Here is a 19,279-nt window from a genome sequence, read left to right as displayed (position 1 = left end):
TTTTAAAGCAAAATATACAAAACCAAAAAAATAAAAAATCAATCTAACTTAGGATGCTGATCCACTAAATTCTGTCGCTGAGCCTGCAGGGTTTCGATCTTCTGTTCAATATCTTCGACTTTGTGCTCTATTGTGTCAAAGTGATCCGATAAGATTTCTTTGGCTTCTGAACGATCTGATGCCGCTGGCGTTGCGCCACGCAATGGTTGATTTGCGGTTTCTCTCATCTTTATGCCAGTAAGTAAACCAATTAATGCCACGACCATTAGATAATATGCTGGCATATATAGATTATGACTTTCTTCAACCAGCCAAGCGATAACGGTAGGTGTCGCACCAGCAACTAATACCGAGATATTAAAAGATATCGCCAATGCACTATAACGAATACTAGTTGGAAAGATAGCCGGTAAAATGGAAGCCATAACGCCAGTAAAACAGTTAAGTAATACAGCTAAAATCAATAATCCTAAGAAAATAAGACCAATAATGTCACTATTGATCATAATGAAAGAGGGATAAGAAAGAATTAATAAACCTAAGCTACCGCCAATAATAAATGGTCGGCGACCAATTTTATCGCTAATAAAACCGATCAATGGTTGCACAAATAGCATGCCTATCATAATGGCAATAATAATTAGCACCCCATGTTCCGTATGATAATTTAGGTTGTGAGATAAATAGCTAGGCATATAAGTAAGCAACATATAATAAGTCACATTAGTGACAATCACGAGTCCCACACAGACCAATAGGCTCTGCCAATATTTGGTTATGATCTCTTTAAATGTCATTTTAGGTTGATTGGTAATATGATCACGATCATTTTGATCCATTAAATCGGTGTGCTGCTGAAATGCTGGTGTTTCATCTAATGCATGACGTAAATAAAGCCCAATTAATCCAAGTGGCAAAGCAAATAAGAATGGAATTCGCCAGCCCCAATCATGAAATGCATTTTTTCCAAGAATGCTTGATAATAATACCACTAAGCCAGCACCAACTAAAAACCCAGCAATAGAACCAAAATCTAACCAACTCCCCATAAAGCCACGTTTGCGATCTGGCGAGTATTCGGCAACAAATATAGCAGCGCCAGAATATTCGCCACCAATTGAAAAACCTTGCGCAAATTTAGCTAGCAGTAATAATATAGGGGCAGCAATGCCAATTGATGCATAAGATGGAATTAAGCCGATACAAAAAGTGCTTAATGACATTATGATAATGGTGATTGATAATACTTTTTGTCGTCCAAATTTATCGCCAAGAATACCAAAAACCAATCCCCCTAACGGCCGAACTAAAAACGGAACCGAAAATGTGGCAAGCGCTGCCACCATTTGAACACTTGGCGAGGCATCAGGGAAAAAGACTTGCCCTAATACATAAGCTAAAAAGCCATACACACCAAAATCAAACCACTCCATTGCATTACCTAATGCTGCTGCAGTAATGGCTTTTTTTAACTTGCTATCATCAATTATTAGAATATCGTTGATGTTTAATGGTTTGTTTTTGGACTTTCTTGTTTTTTTCATAAAATACCGCCTGTTTACCTAAAAATAATAAAAAGGAATGATGCAACAAGGTAAACGGTTACCTTTTAATACATAAAAAAACAATACTTTTTGGATTACACATCAAAATGTGTTTATCAGCTAATTAAAATTGAAGCAAAAGACAGCAAAGATAAAAAAAGAGGATAATAAAAAAGCAAAAACTAATGTTTTATTGTCTATTTTGTTTTTTACCAAATCACAACAAAACAATTCCTTTTCGTGAATATTGAACACCAATTATAGCAAAATAACCCTATTTTGTAAAATGCAGCAAATAAACTGCTAATCATGTAGCTGTGTAAACATAATTAGCAGTTTATTTTTTTGAACAAAAATAGATCCCAATCACAATGAATACTATCGAAACAAGATGAAAATAGGCAACTGCTGTATGTAAAAACACAATACTGAAAATGCCGGCTGATAAGGGGATGATGTGGGTATAAATTTGCCCTCTTGTTGCGCCAATTTCAACTATGCCTTTATTCCAAAATAGATAAGATAGCCAAGATGCAAAAATAGCAATATAAAGTAAACCCAGCAAAAAGTCAGGGGTAGTATAATGTGCTAGGTTAGAAACTGGATAACAATAAAAATAGACTAAAGCAATGGGCAATAACATTGCTGAACCTAACACTGCACTGATAGTTACAAAAGCATTACCCGATATCGATTTATCTTTTAACCGCAAAAATGCGCTATAACAAGCCCAGCTTAGTGCAGATGCCATTGCCCACAGGTCGCCTTTATTGATATTGCTAAGTTCAGTTAAATTGGTTAGGTTTCCTTGTAAAATTAAATAAATCACACCGATAGTACTAAATAAAACCCCTAAAATATTATTTTTTGAAATCGTATCATTAAATAATAATTTATTCATAACCAATACCATGCATGGTGTTGCCGAAAGGTAAATTGAGGCATTAAGCGATGAGGTATATTGCAATCCAATATAAAGTGTTAGCGGGAACAAAATTTGCCCAAAAATAGCAAGCAAACATATTGGCCAAATCGATTTTTTAATTTTAGGCAGATCACTGCCGAGTTGTTGATGGTATAAACACAATAATAACAGTGCAGTAAGAACCCATCGACCTTCGGATATTATCATAGGATCGGCTTGTGTAACTAAAACGCGCCCAACAACATAATTTCCGCCCCAAAAGCAAGCCGCTAATGTAAGTAACAAATATGGCATAATAATACCCTAACATTAAAATGAAGATATAATGATTGTTGAGCGTATTATATACCTAAAAATAGTCAGAAAATAACGGATTCGAAAAACAAACATGCCACCTAATTTAGGTTCACTGATTTCGGCTAATTTATGTAAATTTAGATAAGAATATCAACTTAATCTAGAATCCTTATTTGTTATCCTTTAAAATAATTAAACCCAAACTGATAAGGTAATCCCTATGCGCTGGAGAGACCAAAGAGAGAGTGATAACATCGAAGATCGCCGCTCACAATCAGGAAGTGAAATGGGAACAAAAATCCCCATTGGTGGTAAAGGTAAAGTTGTTTTATTTATTGTCGTGTTAGTAGCGGGCTATTATGGCGTTGATTTAACCGGCTTGTTAAATTCAAATCTAATTGATACTAGCAGTACTGAGCAAAGTACCAATCAATATTCAATTGATGATGAAGATGCTGCTAAATTTACATCAATCATTTTAGCCAGTACTGAGGATTATTGGCATCAAGAATTTCAACGTTTAGGCAAAACCTATGTTCCCCCAAAATTAGTACTTTATAAAGGCACAACAAGAACATCGTGCGGCACTGGGCAAACCTTTATGGGGCCGTTTTATTGCAGTATTGATAAAACCGTTTATCTTGATATGTCGTTTTATCAAGAGATGAAACAGCGACTTGGCGGTGGTGGTGATTTTGCTCAGGGCTATGTGATTGCGCATGAAATTGGTCATCATGTACAAAATTTGCTGGGTACATTTAGCCAAGTTGAGCATTTAAAGCAGGATCAATCAACAATAACAAATAATCAATTATCCGTTAAGTTAGAACTGCAAGCTGATTGTTTTGCTGGTATGTGGGGCAATGCAATGCAGCAACAAAATCGACTCGATACAGGTGACATTGAACAAGCCTTAAACACAGCAAAAGCTATTGGCGATGATCGCTTGCAACAACAAAGCGAAGGATATGTGGTGCCCGATAGTTTTACGCACGGCACATCTAAACAACGTTATAGTTGGTTTAAACGAGGATTTGATAGTGGTGCAATTAATGAATGCAATACATTTGCCCAATAAGGAAAGAATATGCTAAATAAGTTAGTTAACCGCGTTTTATTAGTGAATGATGACGGATTTGATGCACCGGGCATTAAGTTATTGCAAGAAATCGCAAAGCAAATAGCCCACGAGGTTTGGCTTGTTGCGCCAGCGATAGATCAAAGTGGTGTATCGTGTTCGGTAAGCCTAAAATCGCCATTTAGAGTTACTCAGCGTGGTAAACACGAATTTGCCGTTTATGGCACACCTGCCGATTGTGCGTTATTTGCGATAAAATATTTGATGGCGGATCATTTACCTGATCTTGTGCTATCGGGAATTAATAATGGTTCGAATGTAGGCTTTGAAACAATCTTATCTGGCACGGTTGGTGCGGCAATGATGGCAATGACGTTGGGCATTCCTGCGATTGCTTTAAGTCAAGTAACCAGTGAAGATAATCAGCCAACTAATTGGGATTGTGCTAAGCACCATGCACAATCAGTTGTCGCTAAATTACTTTCGTTATCGGCTCCGCAAAATATCTGCTTTAATGTCAATTTTCCTGCCTGTGCAGCACATCAAGTTAAAGATTTGAAAATAACCAAACAAGGCGATAGCGATGTAAGTCGTTTTGTGGTGATGCCAACCCAAGATCCCGAAGGCAATGACTATTTTTGGTTTAGAGCTAAACGCAATTTGCGAGTAATTGATGATAATAAAGAACTTGATGCCGTTAATGCCGACTTTATTACCATTACACCATTAAGTTATGAAAGAACAGATTATGCCTTTTACGAAAAACTATTAAACACATTTAATCTTTAATTATTTTTTGGCGATTTGTCTTCCTTACTATTAGGAAGACAAATTTGCTATTAATTATCTTTAATCCACTTTATTGTTTGCATCTTTTACCAATGCACAAAAGAATAATGATACTGCAACCATAACTAACGCAATCCAATAGATGACCTCATGCCCATAGGCTTTTGAGACAAATCCTTGTAGCATTCCAGCGATAATTATGCTAAAGACAACACCATTATTAAATAAGGTTGAAGCCACGCCCATTTGAGTTGGCAATAAGTCCTGAAAATAGATAATGCCAATATTGGCCACAATCCCAATGAATAGCGCGTTAAATAGCTGTAATGCTAACAATGCGGTTTTATCGGTGCAAAAAATCATACCAATATAAAAAATTAAGCCACAGATAATCGCAATAAAAAATAGGTTTCGTTTGCCTAAATAAGGCACTAAATAGCCAGCAATAATCATAACGGGAATTTCAATACCTGCAGCAAGCCCCATTAACACCCCTGGTAATGAATCAGATAGATGCAATACAACATCCACATAAATTGGCATATCAATGATATACATCATGTTTGCTGTCCACATAAATACGGTGGATAACAATAAGCAAAGCACATTTCTGTTTTGCCAAATTGGTTGATTTGCCGCTTGTAGCTCTGTTGCGCTATTTAGTTGTGAAGTGGGATTTTTTGCAACCGAAGGTAAAAAAATGGCAACAAACAGCATCGCGATCATAAACATGCTCATGGCAGTTAAATACATAACCGTAAAGCCAAATTTAACGGCTAAACCAAATGAAATTGGCGGACCAAACACCCAAGCTAGCGAAAGTTGAGCACGAATGAGTGAATTAAAGGCCACAACATTACGCCCCGTTTTTACCGCATATTCGCGCGCTAAGGCAAAAATTTGTGGCATAGCAGCAGAAGATAACGCAGCAAACAGCACCCCAAGGGTGATTAACACCAAATAGTGACGTGAAAAGGCAAAGATGACGCTGTTAGCAATACCCATTAAACAGCAGAAAATGACAATATAACGCCTGTCACCTTTTTGGTCAGAATATTTAGCCAATAAAAAGCTACCCACAATGCTCGCTAAAGCATTAATCGAGAAAAAAAGCCCTACTAAACGAGAATCAACGTTGACTTCAAAGGTTAAAAATCGACTTAATGTGGGAGATTGTAAAGCGCCTGCAATACCCACAATAAAAGTGGTAACTAGAAAAGCAAAAAAAATAGTGCCTTGTTTTTGGCGAAACGAAGATACATTAGCCATATCAATAAATAATAGAGGAGAGTTTATGCCAATTATATACTTAAAATCGACATACACGTAACAAAATTTCGAACTAAAATTCGAACTAAAATAAGCTTTCTTCGATTTTTTTGACCATTTATTATGGTTTAAATCGACGCTAATGTGACTTTAAATTTTACAGCTGTAATAATTTGAATTTATTATGATTGATGTTGTAATGATTAATCTGTTTTCCAAAAAATAAGGCAATAAGATTTGCAATATGATAGCTAATTGACAATTAAGCAATAGTGAGGCGCGCAATTTTACCAATAAATAACCCAATTTATTTACCTATCTATTTGATATAAATAAATTAAAATTTTGATAGATATTGAATAATATTCTTTTTGGTCACTTTTTCTAAAATCACTGCATTTTTATCTTGAAAATAGCCGTTATTAGTTATTTCATGATTAGCATCTTGAACAAATCGCACAGGATCATAAAAATTGAAGGTGTAGTGACGGTTATTTATGGTGACGCTAAAATTTAAAATGATACCTTTTGCTTCACTTTCAAATTGCAATAAATCGTCATACCAATCAGGTAGTTGAATCATCATTTATCCTATTTTTGCTATATAAAATCTATACTGAAAATCTAAAAATTTTTGATGCATGATATTCTTGATTGTATATTAATAGATTAAATATTTATTAACTGGTTGTCTTTGTTATTTTATTCAAATACTTTGAACTTTGATAATCGATAATCGCCTTTATCGTACACACATCCAAGTAAAACATTCCCTTGGGTTTTTATGGTTATTTCACGCTGATAACAATACTGCTGTTCAAATTGCCATGCTATATTTGCAATATCTAGATATTTTAAGATAAGTTCAAAACTACTATTAGCATTGATAGTAAAATCATTTAAAAATGTAAGGGAGCTACGCTCGACATCAACGCCTAATGAGTATATTTTGGCTTCTATTATCATAATCTCTATTGCATGATAAAAATAGCTAAAACCTTCGTCTTTATTAGATTCATCAAAATAATGTTTTTTACCTAATACTTTGGGGGGTAAAATTGCATATAATGCTTGTTCGGATAACCCTACTTTTAAGCCTAAATAACTACCTGTTTCTAGAAAGTTTTTTATATTCATTGATTTATCCATGACATGGGGAATAGATATAACACACAAAAAAACACGCGGTATTATTACCTTAACGTTTTGTTATCACAATGAGTATTTATTGGTTTTTTAGTACTATTTATGTTGAGTACTATTTAACATCATATAAATAAAATCCCTCTTCAGTAAGATAAAAAGCCCGTTTGCAATCTTGCATAAATATGGAAGATATCAAAAACGGCCTGAGGTCATCATGATTAATGGCGTGCTGAATAAAATCGATCAATTGTGCTTTAAATGCCCTGACTAGTTGCCCTGCAAATATAGCTTTTTTACCCTTATAAACAATTAAGTGATGTGCAATATAATAGCTATCCTTTTCAAGGAGATAAACAAGGTCTGAAAATGACTGAGTAAATAAAGTTAAATTGCCCTTACGCACAACGTCTAACATGTTGAAAAATATATCTTGCTTATCAGTTCCTAATACAAATTCTTTGTTGGCTAAATTTTTAAATACGTAATTATTTTTCATTGATCTATTTACGATGACTTAATATCTGTAATTAACTGCTTTAATCGTCTAATTTCATTAATTAATCTTGGTATATCCTGTCGTGCATGAGCAATAAATTCTTGATCGGCAATAGTTGCGCCAATAAGTTCGATGTCTTCGCCTCGATTATTGTTACCGCCTGTCATGATAAAATTACCACCACTAGTATGATTTCTACCCTCAACATAAGACACCCAAGGTCCTTTAGTTGCGTTATTACATCGCATTTGTATCAATTCTAATTCGTCATCAGAGATATTCGTTGTTCGTTGCATTGACACCTCTTTAGCTAAGCACGGTAAAATAATGGGAAAAGTTGATTATCTTGATTGCTAAATGCAGTATATAACCATAAATTGATCATTAAATAAATTTAAAACCAGTAAATCATCTCGATAAACAAACATAATGATTTATATTTCTAGGTAAAAGCATCCTATACTTTAATCAAATTTTATTATTAACAAACTTATATCCATTAATCATTTTATGTTTCTGCATAATCCAGTTCAAAAAATTAATCGGCTATTCTTCTATTATCATTTTAAACGAATCTTAACGCAGTTGTTTGCTCTGATACAAAATTGGGAACTAAATAGTTTTGTTTTAAATTGTTTTAAAATAAGTAACTAGAGTAAATAGTCTTTATCATTTGTTATTTAATCGTCGTTTTAACTTTCTTATTTCAGGCGTTAATGCAAAGCAGTCTTCTATAGGCTCATCAGATAACGACCAATAATCAATGAGATCCATATAATCATCATGATTATGAAATAAAAGCGCTAATACTTGGCTAATTTTTGGCGATGACGCGCTAATTCCAGATGATAATAAATCATTGGTCACATCAAGTAATAAAGTCATGAGTATGTGCTTTTGTAACTTTGAATATGTTGAATTAACATAAGCATAGAGGTATTTATCGAGCCATGTTTGCGTTCGATACTGATCGGGCAGTTCATACGCCCAATCTTGAGTGAATTTATCACCGAGTGGTAAATGTAGATCGTTACATAGCTGTTTTAGTTCACACATATTTTATTCTTTCATTATTGATGAAGCTATAATTGATAATATCTCCTGTTGCTTGTTGCGTTACAGCTCTAAAAAATTATCATTTTCTGCATAATAATTTAATGATTGAATAAAGTCATCTATCGTGGCTGACGGCTTTTGATCTAAGACAACATCAACAACATCAGCAAATTGTTGACCTGAATAGAGATAATGTAAATGCTTTTGCCGTACAAGAGGAGGGTAAATTTCTTGTCCATCATCATCGACTTCAGGATAGTCATCAATATAATAGCTTTCTTGATTTTCCAACGCTTTGTCTTCAACGCCATATACACAAAAATCATCATCTCGTTCAAGACTATTTTTCATATAGTTGATTATATCGTTTATTGAATAAAGATTTTCTTTAATAAGCATGTTTCTAATACCCCTATATCATTTTGGAACATTATAATATTGCGAATATAATCTCTACTTTTATAAAAAGGCCGTTTCAGCATAACCTATTTTTATCATTGAGAGATTTTTTAATTTAACGCCGATACCATGTTCACTATCGCCAGACCAGGCAAACATAAAGCCATATTCATCCTTTTCTGGTAATAAGTAAATTTTAATGAGTGAAATTTGCGATAATGCTTTACCGCCATCTTGCTTATAAGCTTGAGTAATATAAGCCGTGATTTCATTATTGATGATGTGATGTAGTTCGACTTGGTGAGATTTAATAAAATCGATATTATTTTGCATTTTATTATCAGACTCAAAGGATTCTAGATAAATAATCGGGATACATTGTTGGTTAAAACTATCCAACATAATATCTATTGCTAGGCCTTCGTCTTCAATAATATAGCTGTTTATATTTTGGCGATTGTTCTTTTCCATTTATTAATCTCGGTTAAATTTTTGGCAAGTATGTTCCGATTAGCGCTAAACTTGTTGAAGTTAACATTATACTCTACCTGATTGAAGCATTTTCCCTTTTTGACCACCCCATTGGTCATCAATAATGTAATGAGCTGTAATCGGCACAAGTGCAGGTACAAAGGTAAATTTATAAAAAACTTCATCACCTTCACAAATTTCATAATATAGTGAATATAATGGTGCATCTAATTGTAGGTTAACAGTAAATTTTTCTGTCGCCGAGGCAACTTCAATAACATTGTCAGGATGTGTATAAAAAGGAACAACGATGCAACGTTGGGTTTGATTATCCATTATAAAACTATCTGCTAAGGTTAAAACGACATTCGCACCGAAAGCATCATCAGGTAATGGATCAAAAATAACATAATTGTGATGAATAACGGCACCTTGTTCGATATTTTGTTTGCCCCATTGCGATAATTCTTCACTGTATGGTCTTGATCTAACCAAAATTTGACTATGAGATATTAATAAATCTACAACCTGCTGTTTGTTTTTTTCCATCAACAATACCCACTTTTACACACTATAAAATCATCAAATTAAATATAGGAAACCGTTGGATTGTTTACACCACATGATTAAACTAATCCGCTAACACTTACACGGCGTTTTACTAAAAATCGCTTAAGTTTTGTTTTCTATTTTTTACATCACTAACTATTTGCTGATTATGCCACATCTCCATGAAAGTAAACATATTTTTCTGCTTTTTCATTCATTTATTAGCTAGCATCTTTTGTGAATGTTTAATTGATTCGTTAGTATCATAGGTCTTAACCAATAGATGCTGCAAAGTCTCAATTAATCACCAAACGGTATAGAATCCTGAATATTTTTTACAAAAATATAACCGAAAAATTGAGACTCACATCTTCATTAAAGTACCTATCGCTTTCAGCTTTCCCATTCTTTGGTCGGGCAGGTTTTGTGAATGTTTGGTGTTACGTTAGTTATCATAGGTTTAACCAATAGATACGGCGAAGTCTCAATTAACCGCCAAACGGCATAGAATCCTGAATATTTTTTACAAAAATATGACCGAAGAAATGAGCCTCACATCTTCATTAAATGACATGTCTTTCAGCTTTCCCATTCTTTTGTCGGCTAGCAGGTTTTGTGAATGTTTGGTGATACGTTAGTATCATAGGTTTTAACCAATAAATACGGCGAAGTCTCAATTAACCGCCAAACGGTATAGAATCCTGAATATTTTTTACAAAAATATGACCGAAAAAGTGAACTGTTGGGTAAATACCCTGCCTGTTTTAGTAGATAGCATATTATTTAATGCTTCATGAGGTCTTTCGGTGTTATCTATATGACTAAAAAAGAATATAACAAAACTTATTTAACTAAAAATAAGATTAAATGGGTTATTTAATTCAATTACTATTTTGAAATTGGCGCTTGATTCCACCCTAAGAAAGTGATTGGGTAATTCAATTGCATTAATGAATGGGTTTGATGTTTCGAAATAGATCACCCATTTTAAATCTTCCTTAGGTGTTAAATAGGCGATAAAACCTTCCGAGCCATAGCTTCCTTCACCTAAAAAGCATTTATTACCATTTGTTAGGGTGATTTTTTGGATGATATCTATGTTAGTGATATTATCAGGATCTTTATCCAAAAAAAGATTAAGATTGAATGGTTTCCCTTTTTTAATTAATAATTGGGGATAAAACTGGGCTGAAAGGGATATTGATTCACCAGTAGAAAAGTAAATCCCGTCTTTTATAGGTAACGTTTGTTTATTCCATAACGCCAATATTTTTGTCATCTAAGCACCCTTTGATACGTTAATCCCCAAAAGCGTAGTTAATTTATTACATAATCAAATCTAGATTTGATGCAAGTATTATAAATCTCTATTAGCTAATTTATACGGAATATTCATCAAAGTAGCCTTTTGTTTTTTGTCGAACATTACTTTATATTTGCTTAATGTCGAGTGATTAACTGAACTATAATGCTCTAATTCAGTACTGAGTGTACCATCATCCTCCCAATAACATAATGGACAAACATCGTATTGTCCTTGATGAGTTAGGGTTAAATAATGGCAACAAGGGCATGCATGCAAAATATCTTCGTCCCCTATAATGGTAATAGGTTTACCATATAAAGCACTAACATATTGTTTTAAATATTGATTAGAATAGCCTTTCAATTTAATATCAATAAAATAGCCTAATAAAAACGGTTGGATAGCATCATCATACATATTTGTATATGCTAAAGGTTGACCATCTTTATCAAGATAATTTGCAAAGAGAATATTCTCAATATCCTGTTTTGAAGATTGTGCAATCATTTCGATAGCTAACAGTGTTAAAGCGAGTTTTCGGCTGAGCGTCTTCATTGAGTTAAAGTGAACAATGATAAATTACCTAATTTATCAAAAATACAGTTTGATCACTACTTCGCTTTTTATTTTATGCTTATGATAAATGAAAAACTGGAACAATAAAAAAGATAGAAGTGAAATATGGAAAGATTAAATATTGATCTTATTGATATTATTAACAATGGCGGCTTTTTAAAATGCCTGCCTGCTTTAGCGCAAGATGCTTTTTTTCGACATTGCCAAATAGAAACAATGAAATCAGCCATTTTGTACACGGCTAAAATCGGACTTTTTGATATAGAAATAGGTCTTGATAAAAAAGAACATAGTGGCTATGAACTCATTAATTTATCTGAAGATAACCATGAAGTTAGTGGTATCGCTATCCATGATACTTATGGAATAATGAAAACAAATTTTAATGCTTTATTACCAGCTAATATTATCCAACTATTGCCTGAGCATACAGTAAACCATATAGATAATATAGAACAAATTGAAATACACTTCTGTAGTGGAAGCACTATAATTTATCAGCGGGCTGACTTACCGCCTGCGGTGATATCCAATACATTAAAGGGCGTCATTTTTTGAATTGGAATAATGTGTGATTTGTTTATCGTCATCAATTAATATATGATTATTATTGATTATATAAGGAAAAATGGAGATAACATTTCAAAAGAAGATCTCAAAATTTAATCAATTAAAATTGAGTCACATGAAAAAAGAAATGTTGCCCTTGTTCTGTTGCGATACCCAAAAGGTAATAAAAAATGAACTCTATCGATATTATAAAAAGCTATTTGGCAGGCACACTTTCTCCGCAGGATTTTCAAAAAGAACTTTATTATAATAAGGATATTGAAGATCTTTTATCGGAAGAGCATCAAATTCCCCCCTATACCAGCAGATATAAAAATGCATTTTTGTATCTTATTGAAATTGATATTTTATTGCCATCAGGTGAACTCGATAGTAAAGATTTACTTTCAAAGTTTCTTACTAAAAGAAATATTAACTTCTCGCTAAATAATGAACATAAAAAAAAGTATGATCTATTTATGAAAATTCAGCCAAGCTGGTTAAATTTAACTGAACCATACTTTAATTTAATCATGAATAAACATCGGGATAAAGTTGGAGTTGAATTAGAAAGAGCGTTAAAATTAGAAATTAAGAAAGATTTTAAATTCTTAAAAAATAGACCTAAATGGCTTCAATCCCCAAACTGGCCAACCGTAAATAACAAACCGTTAATTTTTATAGGTCAATTAGATATAACCCAAATTAGCCATGATATATCCTATTTATATATATTTTTAGATGAAAAGAAAAATACATATATGACTTTTGAGCAATCAACATAAACAATAACTAACTGGCAACACGACGATATGATTTAATAATAATTCTATCGGGTTGCCATAACTAGCAAAATCTCAAGCGATATATCATGAATAAATTGAAAATTAGGCAACAAAAATTTGAAGTGAAACATTACTGGTCCCCAGATATACATGACCCTTGGCGATGGAAACCAGAAGACAATGCAGTATTTTACTTATTAGAAATGAATATTGGTATTACAGGAAAGGATGAAACAGATATTTATTCAATTATTATTGCTACTCCAGAAGGGATAATGAATTTAAATAACAACAGAATACAACAACCTAAATTATATAAAATGTTGTTACTATACCAATACGATTGGAATAAGGTTAGACGCACAATAGATCAGCAGCTTGCTTTGATAAATCCCACTGATGAAATACAAGCCTTGGATAAATTAGCCAGTAGTTTTTATTGGGAATATGATGGTATGAAATAACCCTAAAAAAATATGCTAATTATGAATATGTGGTGATGAGTAATTAGCACAATTTATTAAGTGATCCTTTATAGCGGTTTGAGTAAAAATAGTTCGGTTGAGACTGAGCCTAATGGGAACGTGCAAACTAAAACCAGCATTCATGTGGATTGCAAAAGTGAAGTACATAAGTATTCCATAAAATGGGAGTTTTAATATTAATGCATATTCAAAGAGAAAAGATCTTATATGCACTTCAAAAAGCATATGGCGATTTAAGCAACCCAGATTTCCATTTCGTGATGGAATCCTATAACTCCCTAAAATATAAATGTCTACTAAATGATATCCATGCTTTATTTAAAGTAGAAGATAATACTGATTTAAACTATGACGTATGTATATCGCTAAAATTTAATTATCATAATAAATCAATGTATTTATATTTATCTTTAGTATCGGCCTATGCTTTTTTATTTTATGAAAATAAAGTTATTGATTGTAATGATGATATTTATCAAATATTGCCTGAACTGATTGATATATTACATGATTATCATTTTGTGTTATTAAACAAAAATGAGCTTTTATATACCGTTGATATAAATTCCTCGGCTTTTGGTTTTGAGGGTAAAAAAGCATCAGTTTTAGCAGTGTTGTTTTCATTCGGTTTATCGGTCAATTAAAAATAATAATTAAACTACATGACGACAGCTTGGGAATAGTCGAAATAGGAGAAAAATAAAATGCCAGAAGTAAACAATCAGGCAATTGAAACAATCTATGGGGAAATATATGGAAGAGACGCTTTAATATTAAAAGACATCATATTTGATATGTTTCCACTGGAATTAAAGGTAGTAGCTTCTTTGTGGTTACCACATTGCCAACCCAGCAGAGGATTAGAAGGCGAGGCTTTAATCTGTTTTAAATTTAAAAATATAAAAAGTTTAACTATTACGATGATTGATGAATCAAAATATCAGCTGGTACAAAAATCTTGTTTCGATAAAGTATTTGATAAGGAACAAGATGAACATTATGTTTTAAGTACTTATGATCATATTTTTGATGTGATTGGTCAATGTGAAGTAAGCTACAAATAGTTATTAACGTTTGTAATAATTTGGAAGGAAAATTGGCTGATAATATGGTTGTACATCATAAAAACCCATTATTTCGTCAATAATAAAGATTTACACAAGTATCCTACAAGAATGAATCCCTTATTTGGTGTTAATTAAAAGAGGTCGGTATGAATTTATTCTGCGATAATTGTAATAAAGCATTTATAGCATCAGAGGAGCAAGACCGATTCATCTTAGTTTCTCGTGAAAAAAACATGAAATTCATTATGATACAGTGCCCTTATTGTTTTATGAGTTATGCTTTTAATCCAATGCAGTTAACTAACCTAGACAATAAAAAAATCCCTGTTGTTAATGGGTTAAGATGCCCTAAAGAAACATGTACGGGTATAGTATCTTATATTGAAGATATCCCTCCATTTTTTGGGTGTGGTGAATGTGGTAACGTCTGGTTAAAAAAAGAAAATTTGTATGATGATATTAAAAATATAATATCTAAGTATCCTTATAGAAAACATGCATATAATATAATAAACGGCGAATATTTACCTGTTCTAGATAAAGAAATTCCACCATGCTATGATGAGCAAGTCAATTTAGAGTGGAATAATTAAATAAATCAAAATGATAGTTGTGATAATTGCAGAAAATAGCCAGATACAATTTATTGTAAATAATAATTGGAGATTATGAATGAAAACTATAAGAGGAATTGAAAATTTATTCCGTATTTATAAAAATCTGGATGAACCATGGCGCTTTTTTGTGGAACCTGAATTTATAAATGAGATCAATTGCATTAAAAATGCCAATTATTACGTTGCAGAGACGGAAGATGAATTTGATGAAATGGATGATACACCTGATAAATATAACCCATGGTTAGAATATCCGACATTTCAAGCCATTATCGATAATAAACTTGAACATCATCCTAATGCTACAAAAAAAGATTTATTAGATGCTGTTATTTATTACCTTGAAAATGATGATTTTTCGGATTAATCCGAAATGGGAAGGTCAAAAAAAGATCTTTCCATTTTTAAGCAAAAATCTGTAGTAGTAAAATTTACCGTTGTTAACCGCATTAATGCAGTCGATTTAAAACAGTTTTTATCACTAAAGAGAAATTATGAAAAAATTTTTAGAATTACTAAATAAACAAGGTATAAAGTACCTCATTGAAGACAATAAGATCACAGTTGATGGTAATTTAAATCTAAGAAATAAAGGAATTAAAGCATTACCTGAAAACTTGTTTGTTAACGGGAATTTGATTTTAACTCATACAAAAATTGAAGCACTGCCTAAAAATTTTTCTGTTAGTGGTGATTTAGATTTAACAAATACAGAAATTAAAAAATTACCTGAAAATATACTTATTGGTGGCTATTTATATTTAACAAATACGGAAATCAAAGCATTACCTAAGAATTTTTCGATTAGTGGTAGTCTAAATTTAGCAAAAACAAAAATAACAGCACTGCCAGAAAACCTATCTGTCCAAGGTGATCTCAATTTAACAGTGACAAACATCAAAATGCTACCCGAAAACTTATCAGTTGGTGGGAGTTTATACTTAGGATTTACAGAAATAGAAGCATTACCAGAACACTTTTCTATTAAAGGTGACTTAGATTTGAAATTTACCAAAATGACTAGGTTACCTGAATACTTATCCGTTGATGGTCACTTAAACATCGAATCGACAGAAATTCAAGAATTACCCGAAACCTTATCTGTTGGTCGTGGCATACATTTGGATATAGATCAAATACAGAATATAGCTTATCGTAAAACTGATGAAGATAAGTCGCAAACTATTTTTGCTTGTTGGGCTAATGGAGCATTTGCAATTCAAGCAACGAACTTTTTTGGTACACTTGCAGATTTTGAAAAAATGGTGGATGAAAACTATTCTGAAGAAAATGCGATACAATACAAAAAAATGGCGAATGAATGTATCAAAGAGCTGACTACAAAGCTTAACAAACCGTCATCGATAGTAAATTAAGATAAGGTAAAAAAACAACCTTCCTTGATTACCCCAATAAGATCGGCAAAATGATTACAATGCCGAATACTACCAAATAATGTGAACTGTCCTCATTTTAGTGGACAGTCATTTCAAATTATTCTTTCATTTTATTTTAAAATTTAACAGGTTATAAAAAAACATGGATATCAATATACTGTATTTCAATACTCTAATTTATACAAATTTTCAACATTGACATGATAATTATTATTACCTATGCTTACCAAACGTAAGCAAAAAATACGAGGACTAATTATGAAAGTATCAGCCAAAGAAATCGAAGCTATGTCAAATAAAGGCAGCAAGGAGAGATACATTTATTCTATAAAAAGAATTGTTGATAACGAAAAAGCTTGGGTTTTGGATTATGATGGTTTTGCCTTGAGTGGCATAAATGGTGACAATAGTGAAGTTCTTATATTATGGCCAGCTCGTGAATATGCTGCAAATTGTGCTATAGATGGTTGGGAGAATTACAAACCAAAAGCATTATCGCTTGATTATATAATGGATGATTTGTTGCCTAAATTATCATCAAAAGGGACTCAAGTCGGTATTTTCTCAGTTCCAGGTCTATCTAATACCCCAGTTGTTGATGCTGAAAGTTTACTGCTTGATTTAGAACACGAATGTAGTAATTATATGTAATTTTATATTAATATCAGAATAAGAATAAAATTATAACAACCTTTATTATTTATGCGAGATATAATGGAAAAGTTTTTGGAGTTATTAAACAAAAAAGGCGTAAAATACTGTATTAACGATAATAAAATCATAGTTAATAATAATTTAAATTTAACAAAAAAAGGAATTTGTGTATTACCCGATAATTTATTGATTAACGGCGATTTGGTTTTAGCTTATACAAAAATTGCAGCACTACCTAAAAATTTTTCTGTTAGTGGTGATTTAGATTTAACAGATTCAGCAATTCAATTATTACCCGACAATTTATCTGTAGGTGGTAGTTTATATTTATCGTTTACACATATCAAAGAACTGCCTAACAATCTATCTATTGGCGGTGATTTATATCTAGGAAATACAGACATTCAATCATTACCAGAAAATTTATCAATTGGTGGCGATTTAGATCTTGTCTTTTCAGAGCTCAAAGAATTACCTGATAACCTATCAGTTGGTGGTAATTTAAATCTAGAAAATACAGAAATTGAAATACTACCAAGAAATTTATCAGTTGGTGGGGATTTATATTTAATCAATAGTCAGATCAACAAATTATCTGAAAACTTATTTGTTGGTGGCGATCTTGATTTAGCCTATACAAATATTCAATCATTACCTGAAGGCTTAACAATCGGTGGTGATTTAGATTTAAGAAATACAAACATCAAACAACTACCCGAAAAATTTTCTGTTAGTGGTTATTTAAATTTAAGAAATACAAAAATCCAAACATTACCAGAACATTTATCTGTAGGCGGGTATTTAAGTCTAGCGAATACAGAAATTCAAGCATTGCCTAAAAATTTATTTGTTGGTGAGCATTTAAATATACAGTCAACCAAAATCACATCATTACCCGAAAACTTATCTGTTGGTCGTGGCATACATTTGGATATAGATCAAATACAGAATATAGCTTATCGTAAAACTGGCGAAGATGACTCACAAACTATTTTTGCTTGTTGGGCTAATGGCGCATTTGCAATTCAAGCAACGAACTTTTTTGGTACACTTGCAGATTTTGAAAAAATGGTGGATGAAAACTATTCTGAAGAAAATACGATACAATATAAAAAAATGGCGAATGAATGTATCAAAGAGTTAACTATAAAGCTTAATAAACCGTCACTGAGAGTAAATTAAGATAAGTTAAAAAAGCAAATCTTCTTAATTGACTCAATGCTATCGCCAGATAAAGTAATATTATACCAATCACGTTCTTCTATATGATTAGGTAACAAGCGCTTTAGATATTTACGATAATATTGTTGATTTAAAGCAATCTATTGTTTAAAACAAACTAAGCTGCTAAAAAATGAATATACAACATATAGAAACAGCTGATTGCAATATCTTGGCTACTAAAATATTTTCTCATGAAATTAAGATATATTTTGCATCAGTTTACCAATTAGAGACAAAACGACGCATAACTAATGTTTGTTTATCGATTTTTAATTGGTCATTTTTTGAAGCAAATGTTTTTATCGTTAATCATTTGAATAATCGCTTTGAACAGAAAACGTTATTCAAACATGAATTAGAGTTTTTTGAATATATTCAGAAAATATCGCTTGAACAGAATAATTTTATATTACAAGGATACAGTAAAAAATCTGGGAACTGGCTAGAGTATCGTTTCATAGATAGTGATTTTTGCTTGACCATGTTTTAACAAAAATATAGCAGCGTATGTAATAACTATGCAACCGTTTTTGTGGTGCTATAAGCATTGATGAAAAAATAAATTAATTGTCTGACAAAAAGCTTAAGTGATCTATGGAA

General features: G+C 32.2%; 26 protein-coding genes. 13 read left to right on the top strand and 13 right to left on the bottom strand.

What is annotated here, in order from left to right; genetic code table 11:
* Nucleotides 1-38: 38 nt before the first annotated feature.
* Entirely contained in the window at nucleotides 39-1,544 is a 1,506-nt protein-coding gene (gene proP / locus GYY69_RS00995) for a glycine betaine/L-proline transporter ProP (protein ID WP_174796007.1), read from the bottom strand.
* A gap of 337 nt (nucleotides 1,545-1,881) precedes the next feature.
* A complete protein-coding gene (locus tag GYY69_RS00990) occupies nucleotides 1,882-2,763 on the bottom strand; it encodes a DMT family transporter (protein WP_174796006.1) in 882 nt (293 codons plus the stop codon).
* A gap of 223 nt (nucleotides 2,764-2,986) precedes the next feature.
* Here GYY69_RS00990 and ypfJ point away from each other — a divergent pair, with 223 nt between their 5' ends.
* Nucleotides 2,987-3,844 (top strand): KPN_02809 family neutral zinc metallopeptidase, encoded by an 858-nt coding sequence (ypfJ, locus tag GYY69_RS00985; RefSeq protein ID WP_174796005.1) that lies wholly within the window; start codon nucleotides 2,987-2,989, stop codon nucleotides 3,842-3,844.
* Between the two features lie 9 nt (nucleotides 3,845-3,853).
* On the top strand, nucleotides 3,854-4,633 hold the full coding sequence (gene surE / locus GYY69_RS00980) for a 5'/3'-nucleotidase SurE (RefSeq protein ID WP_174796004.1): 780 nt from the start codon (nucleotides 3,854-3,856) through the stop codon (nucleotides 4,631-4,633).
* Between the two features lie 60 nt (nucleotides 4,634-4,693).
* On the opposite strand, the gene GYY69_RS00975 is transcribed toward surE, so the two are convergent.
* The 11 genes from GYY69_RS00975 to GYY69_RS00925 form a co-directional block, all read right to left on the bottom strand.
* Nucleotides 4,694-5,902: an MFS transporter gene (locus GYY69_RS00975; RefSeq protein WP_174796003.1), complete on the bottom strand. Its 1,209-nt coding sequence runs from the start codon at nucleotides 5,900-5,902 to the stop codon at nucleotides 4,694-4,696.
* A gap of 337 nt (nucleotides 5,903-6,239) precedes the next feature.
* On the bottom strand, nucleotides 6,240-6,488 hold the full coding sequence (locus tag GYY69_RS00970) for a hypothetical protein (RefSeq protein WP_174796002.1): 249 nt from the start codon (nucleotides 6,486-6,488) through the stop codon (nucleotides 6,240-6,242).
* A gap of 116 nt (nucleotides 6,489-6,604) precedes the next feature.
* On the bottom strand, nucleotides 6,605-7,039 hold the full coding sequence (locus GYY69_RS00965) for a hypothetical protein (protein WP_174796001.1): 435 nt from the start codon (nucleotides 7,037-7,039) through the stop codon (nucleotides 6,605-6,607).
* Nucleotides 7,040-7,160: 121 nt separating this feature from the next.
* Nucleotides 7,161-7,544, bottom strand: coding sequence for a hypothetical protein (locus GYY69_RS00960; protein WP_174796000.1), 384 nt, complete (start codon nucleotides 7,542-7,544; stop codon nucleotides 7,161-7,163).
* An 8-nt stretch (nucleotides 7,545-7,552) separates the two neighbouring features.
* Nucleotides 7,553-7,840: a hypothetical protein gene (locus tag GYY69_RS00955; protein WP_174795999.1), complete on the bottom strand. Its 288-nt coding sequence runs from the start codon at nucleotides 7,838-7,840 to the stop codon at nucleotides 7,553-7,555.
* A gap of 373 nt (nucleotides 7,841-8,213) precedes the next feature.
* Entirely contained in the window at nucleotides 8,214-8,600 is a 387-nt protein-coding gene (locus GYY69_RS00950; protein WP_174795998.1) for a hypothetical protein, read from the bottom strand.
* 60 nt (nucleotides 8,601-8,660) lie between these two features.
* Entirely contained in the window at nucleotides 8,661-8,999 is a 339-nt protein-coding gene (locus tag GYY69_RS00945; protein ID WP_174795997.1) for a DUF7716 domain-containing protein, read from the bottom strand.
* A 60-nt stretch (nucleotides 9,000-9,059) separates the two neighbouring features.
* On the bottom strand, nucleotides 9,060-9,470 hold the full coding sequence (locus tag GYY69_RS00940) for a hypothetical protein (RefSeq protein WP_174795996.1): 411 nt from the start codon (nucleotides 9,468-9,470) through the stop codon (nucleotides 9,060-9,062).
* Between the two features lie 66 nt (nucleotides 9,471-9,536).
* Nucleotides 9,537-10,019, bottom strand: a complete 483-nt coding sequence (gene comJ, locus GYY69_RS00935; protein ID WP_174795995.1) for a competence protein ComJ — start codon at nucleotides 10,017-10,019, stop codon at nucleotides 9,537-9,539.
* Between the two features lie 847 nt (nucleotides 10,020-10,866).
* Nucleotides 10,867-11,298: a hypothetical protein gene (locus tag GYY69_RS00930; protein ID WP_174795994.1), complete on the bottom strand. Its 432-nt coding sequence runs from the start codon at nucleotides 11,296-11,298 to the stop codon at nucleotides 10,867-10,869.
* 78 nt (nucleotides 11,299-11,376) lie between these two features.
* Nucleotides 11,377-11,832, bottom strand: a complete 456-nt coding sequence (locus tag GYY69_RS00925) for a CPCC family cysteine-rich protein (RefSeq protein WP_174795993.1) — start codon at nucleotides 11,830-11,832, stop codon at nucleotides 11,377-11,379.
* A gap of 174 nt (nucleotides 11,833-12,006) precedes the next feature.
* Between GYY69_RS00925 and GYY69_RS00920 the strand changes: the two genes are divergently transcribed.
* The 11 genes from GYY69_RS00920 to GYY69_RS00870 all read left to right on the top strand — a co-directional run bounded on the left by GYY69_RS00920 (nucleotide 12,007) and on the right by GYY69_RS00870 (nucleotide 19,169).
* On the top strand, nucleotides 12,007-12,459 hold the full coding sequence (locus tag GYY69_RS00920; protein WP_174795992.1) for a hypothetical protein: 453 nt from the start codon (nucleotides 12,007-12,009) through the stop codon (nucleotides 12,457-12,459).
* A 182-nt stretch (nucleotides 12,460-12,641) separates the two neighbouring features.
* Nucleotides 12,642-13,235, top strand: coding sequence for a hypothetical protein (locus tag GYY69_RS00915; protein WP_174795991.1), 594 nt, complete (start codon nucleotides 12,642-12,644; stop codon nucleotides 13,233-13,235).
* A gap of 86 nt (nucleotides 13,236-13,321) precedes the next feature.
* Nucleotides 13,322-13,699 carry an Imm8 family immunity protein gene (locus GYY69_RS00910; protein ID WP_174795990.1) on the top strand — a complete coding sequence of 126 codons (378 nt, stop codon included), beginning with the start codon at nucleotides 13,322-13,324 and terminating at the stop codon, nucleotides 13,697-13,699.
* Nucleotides 13,700-13,899: 200 nt separating this feature from the next.
* Nucleotides 13,900-14,364 carry a hypothetical protein gene (locus tag GYY69_RS00905; protein ID WP_174795989.1) on the top strand — a complete coding sequence of 155 codons (465 nt, stop codon included), beginning with the start codon at nucleotides 13,900-13,902 and terminating at the stop codon, nucleotides 14,362-14,364.
* A 60-nt stretch (nucleotides 14,365-14,424) separates the two neighbouring features.
* Entirely contained in the window at nucleotides 14,425-14,784 is a 360-nt protein-coding gene (locus GYY69_RS00900) for a hypothetical protein (protein WP_065638937.1), read from the top strand.
* Between the two features lie 149 nt (nucleotides 14,785-14,933).
* A complete protein-coding gene (locus GYY69_RS00895; RefSeq protein WP_174795988.1) occupies nucleotides 14,934-15,380 on the top strand; it encodes a hypothetical protein in 447 nt (148 codons plus the stop codon).
* Nucleotides 15,381-15,459: 79 nt separating this feature from the next.
* Nucleotides 15,460-15,771 carry a DUF7716 domain-containing protein gene (locus GYY69_RS00890; RefSeq protein ID WP_174795987.1) on the top strand — a complete coding sequence of 104 codons (312 nt, stop codon included), beginning with the start codon at nucleotides 15,460-15,462 and terminating at the stop codon, nucleotides 15,769-15,771.
* A 127-nt stretch (nucleotides 15,772-15,898) separates the two neighbouring features.
* Complete coding sequence (locus tag GYY69_RS00885) at nucleotides 15,899-16,780, top strand: hypothetical protein (protein ID WP_174795986.1); 882 nt, start codon at nucleotides 15,899-15,901, stop codon at nucleotides 16,778-16,780.
* Nucleotides 16,781-17,059: 279 nt separating this feature from the next.
* Nucleotides 17,060-17,452 (top strand): DUF2750 domain-containing protein, encoded by a 393-nt coding sequence (locus tag GYY69_RS00880; RefSeq protein WP_085164754.1) that lies wholly within the window; start codon nucleotides 17,060-17,062, stop codon nucleotides 17,450-17,452.
* Nucleotides 17,453-17,515: 63 nt separating this feature from the next.
* Nucleotides 17,516-18,637, top strand: a complete 1,122-nt coding sequence (locus GYY69_RS00875) for a hypothetical protein (protein ID WP_174795985.1) — start codon at nucleotides 17,516-17,518, stop codon at nucleotides 18,635-18,637.
* 172 nt (nucleotides 18,638-18,809) lie between these two features.
* The gene (locus GYY69_RS00870) at nucleotides 18,810-19,169 is read left to right on the top strand and encodes a hypothetical protein (RefSeq protein WP_174795984.1); all 360 of its coding nucleotides are present in this window, start codon (nucleotides 18,810-18,812) and stop codon (nucleotides 19,167-19,169) included.
* Nucleotides 19,170-19,279 lie beyond the last annotated feature (110 nt).

Source organism: Gilliamella sp. ESL0250 (assembly GCF_013345045.1).
Classification (GTDB): Bacteria; Pseudomonadota; Gammaproteobacteria; order Enterobacterales; family Orbaceae; genus Gilliamella; species Gilliamella apicola_H.
Note: the sequence above shows the minus strand (reverse complement) of the source record. Positions and strands in the feature narration are given on the sequence as shown.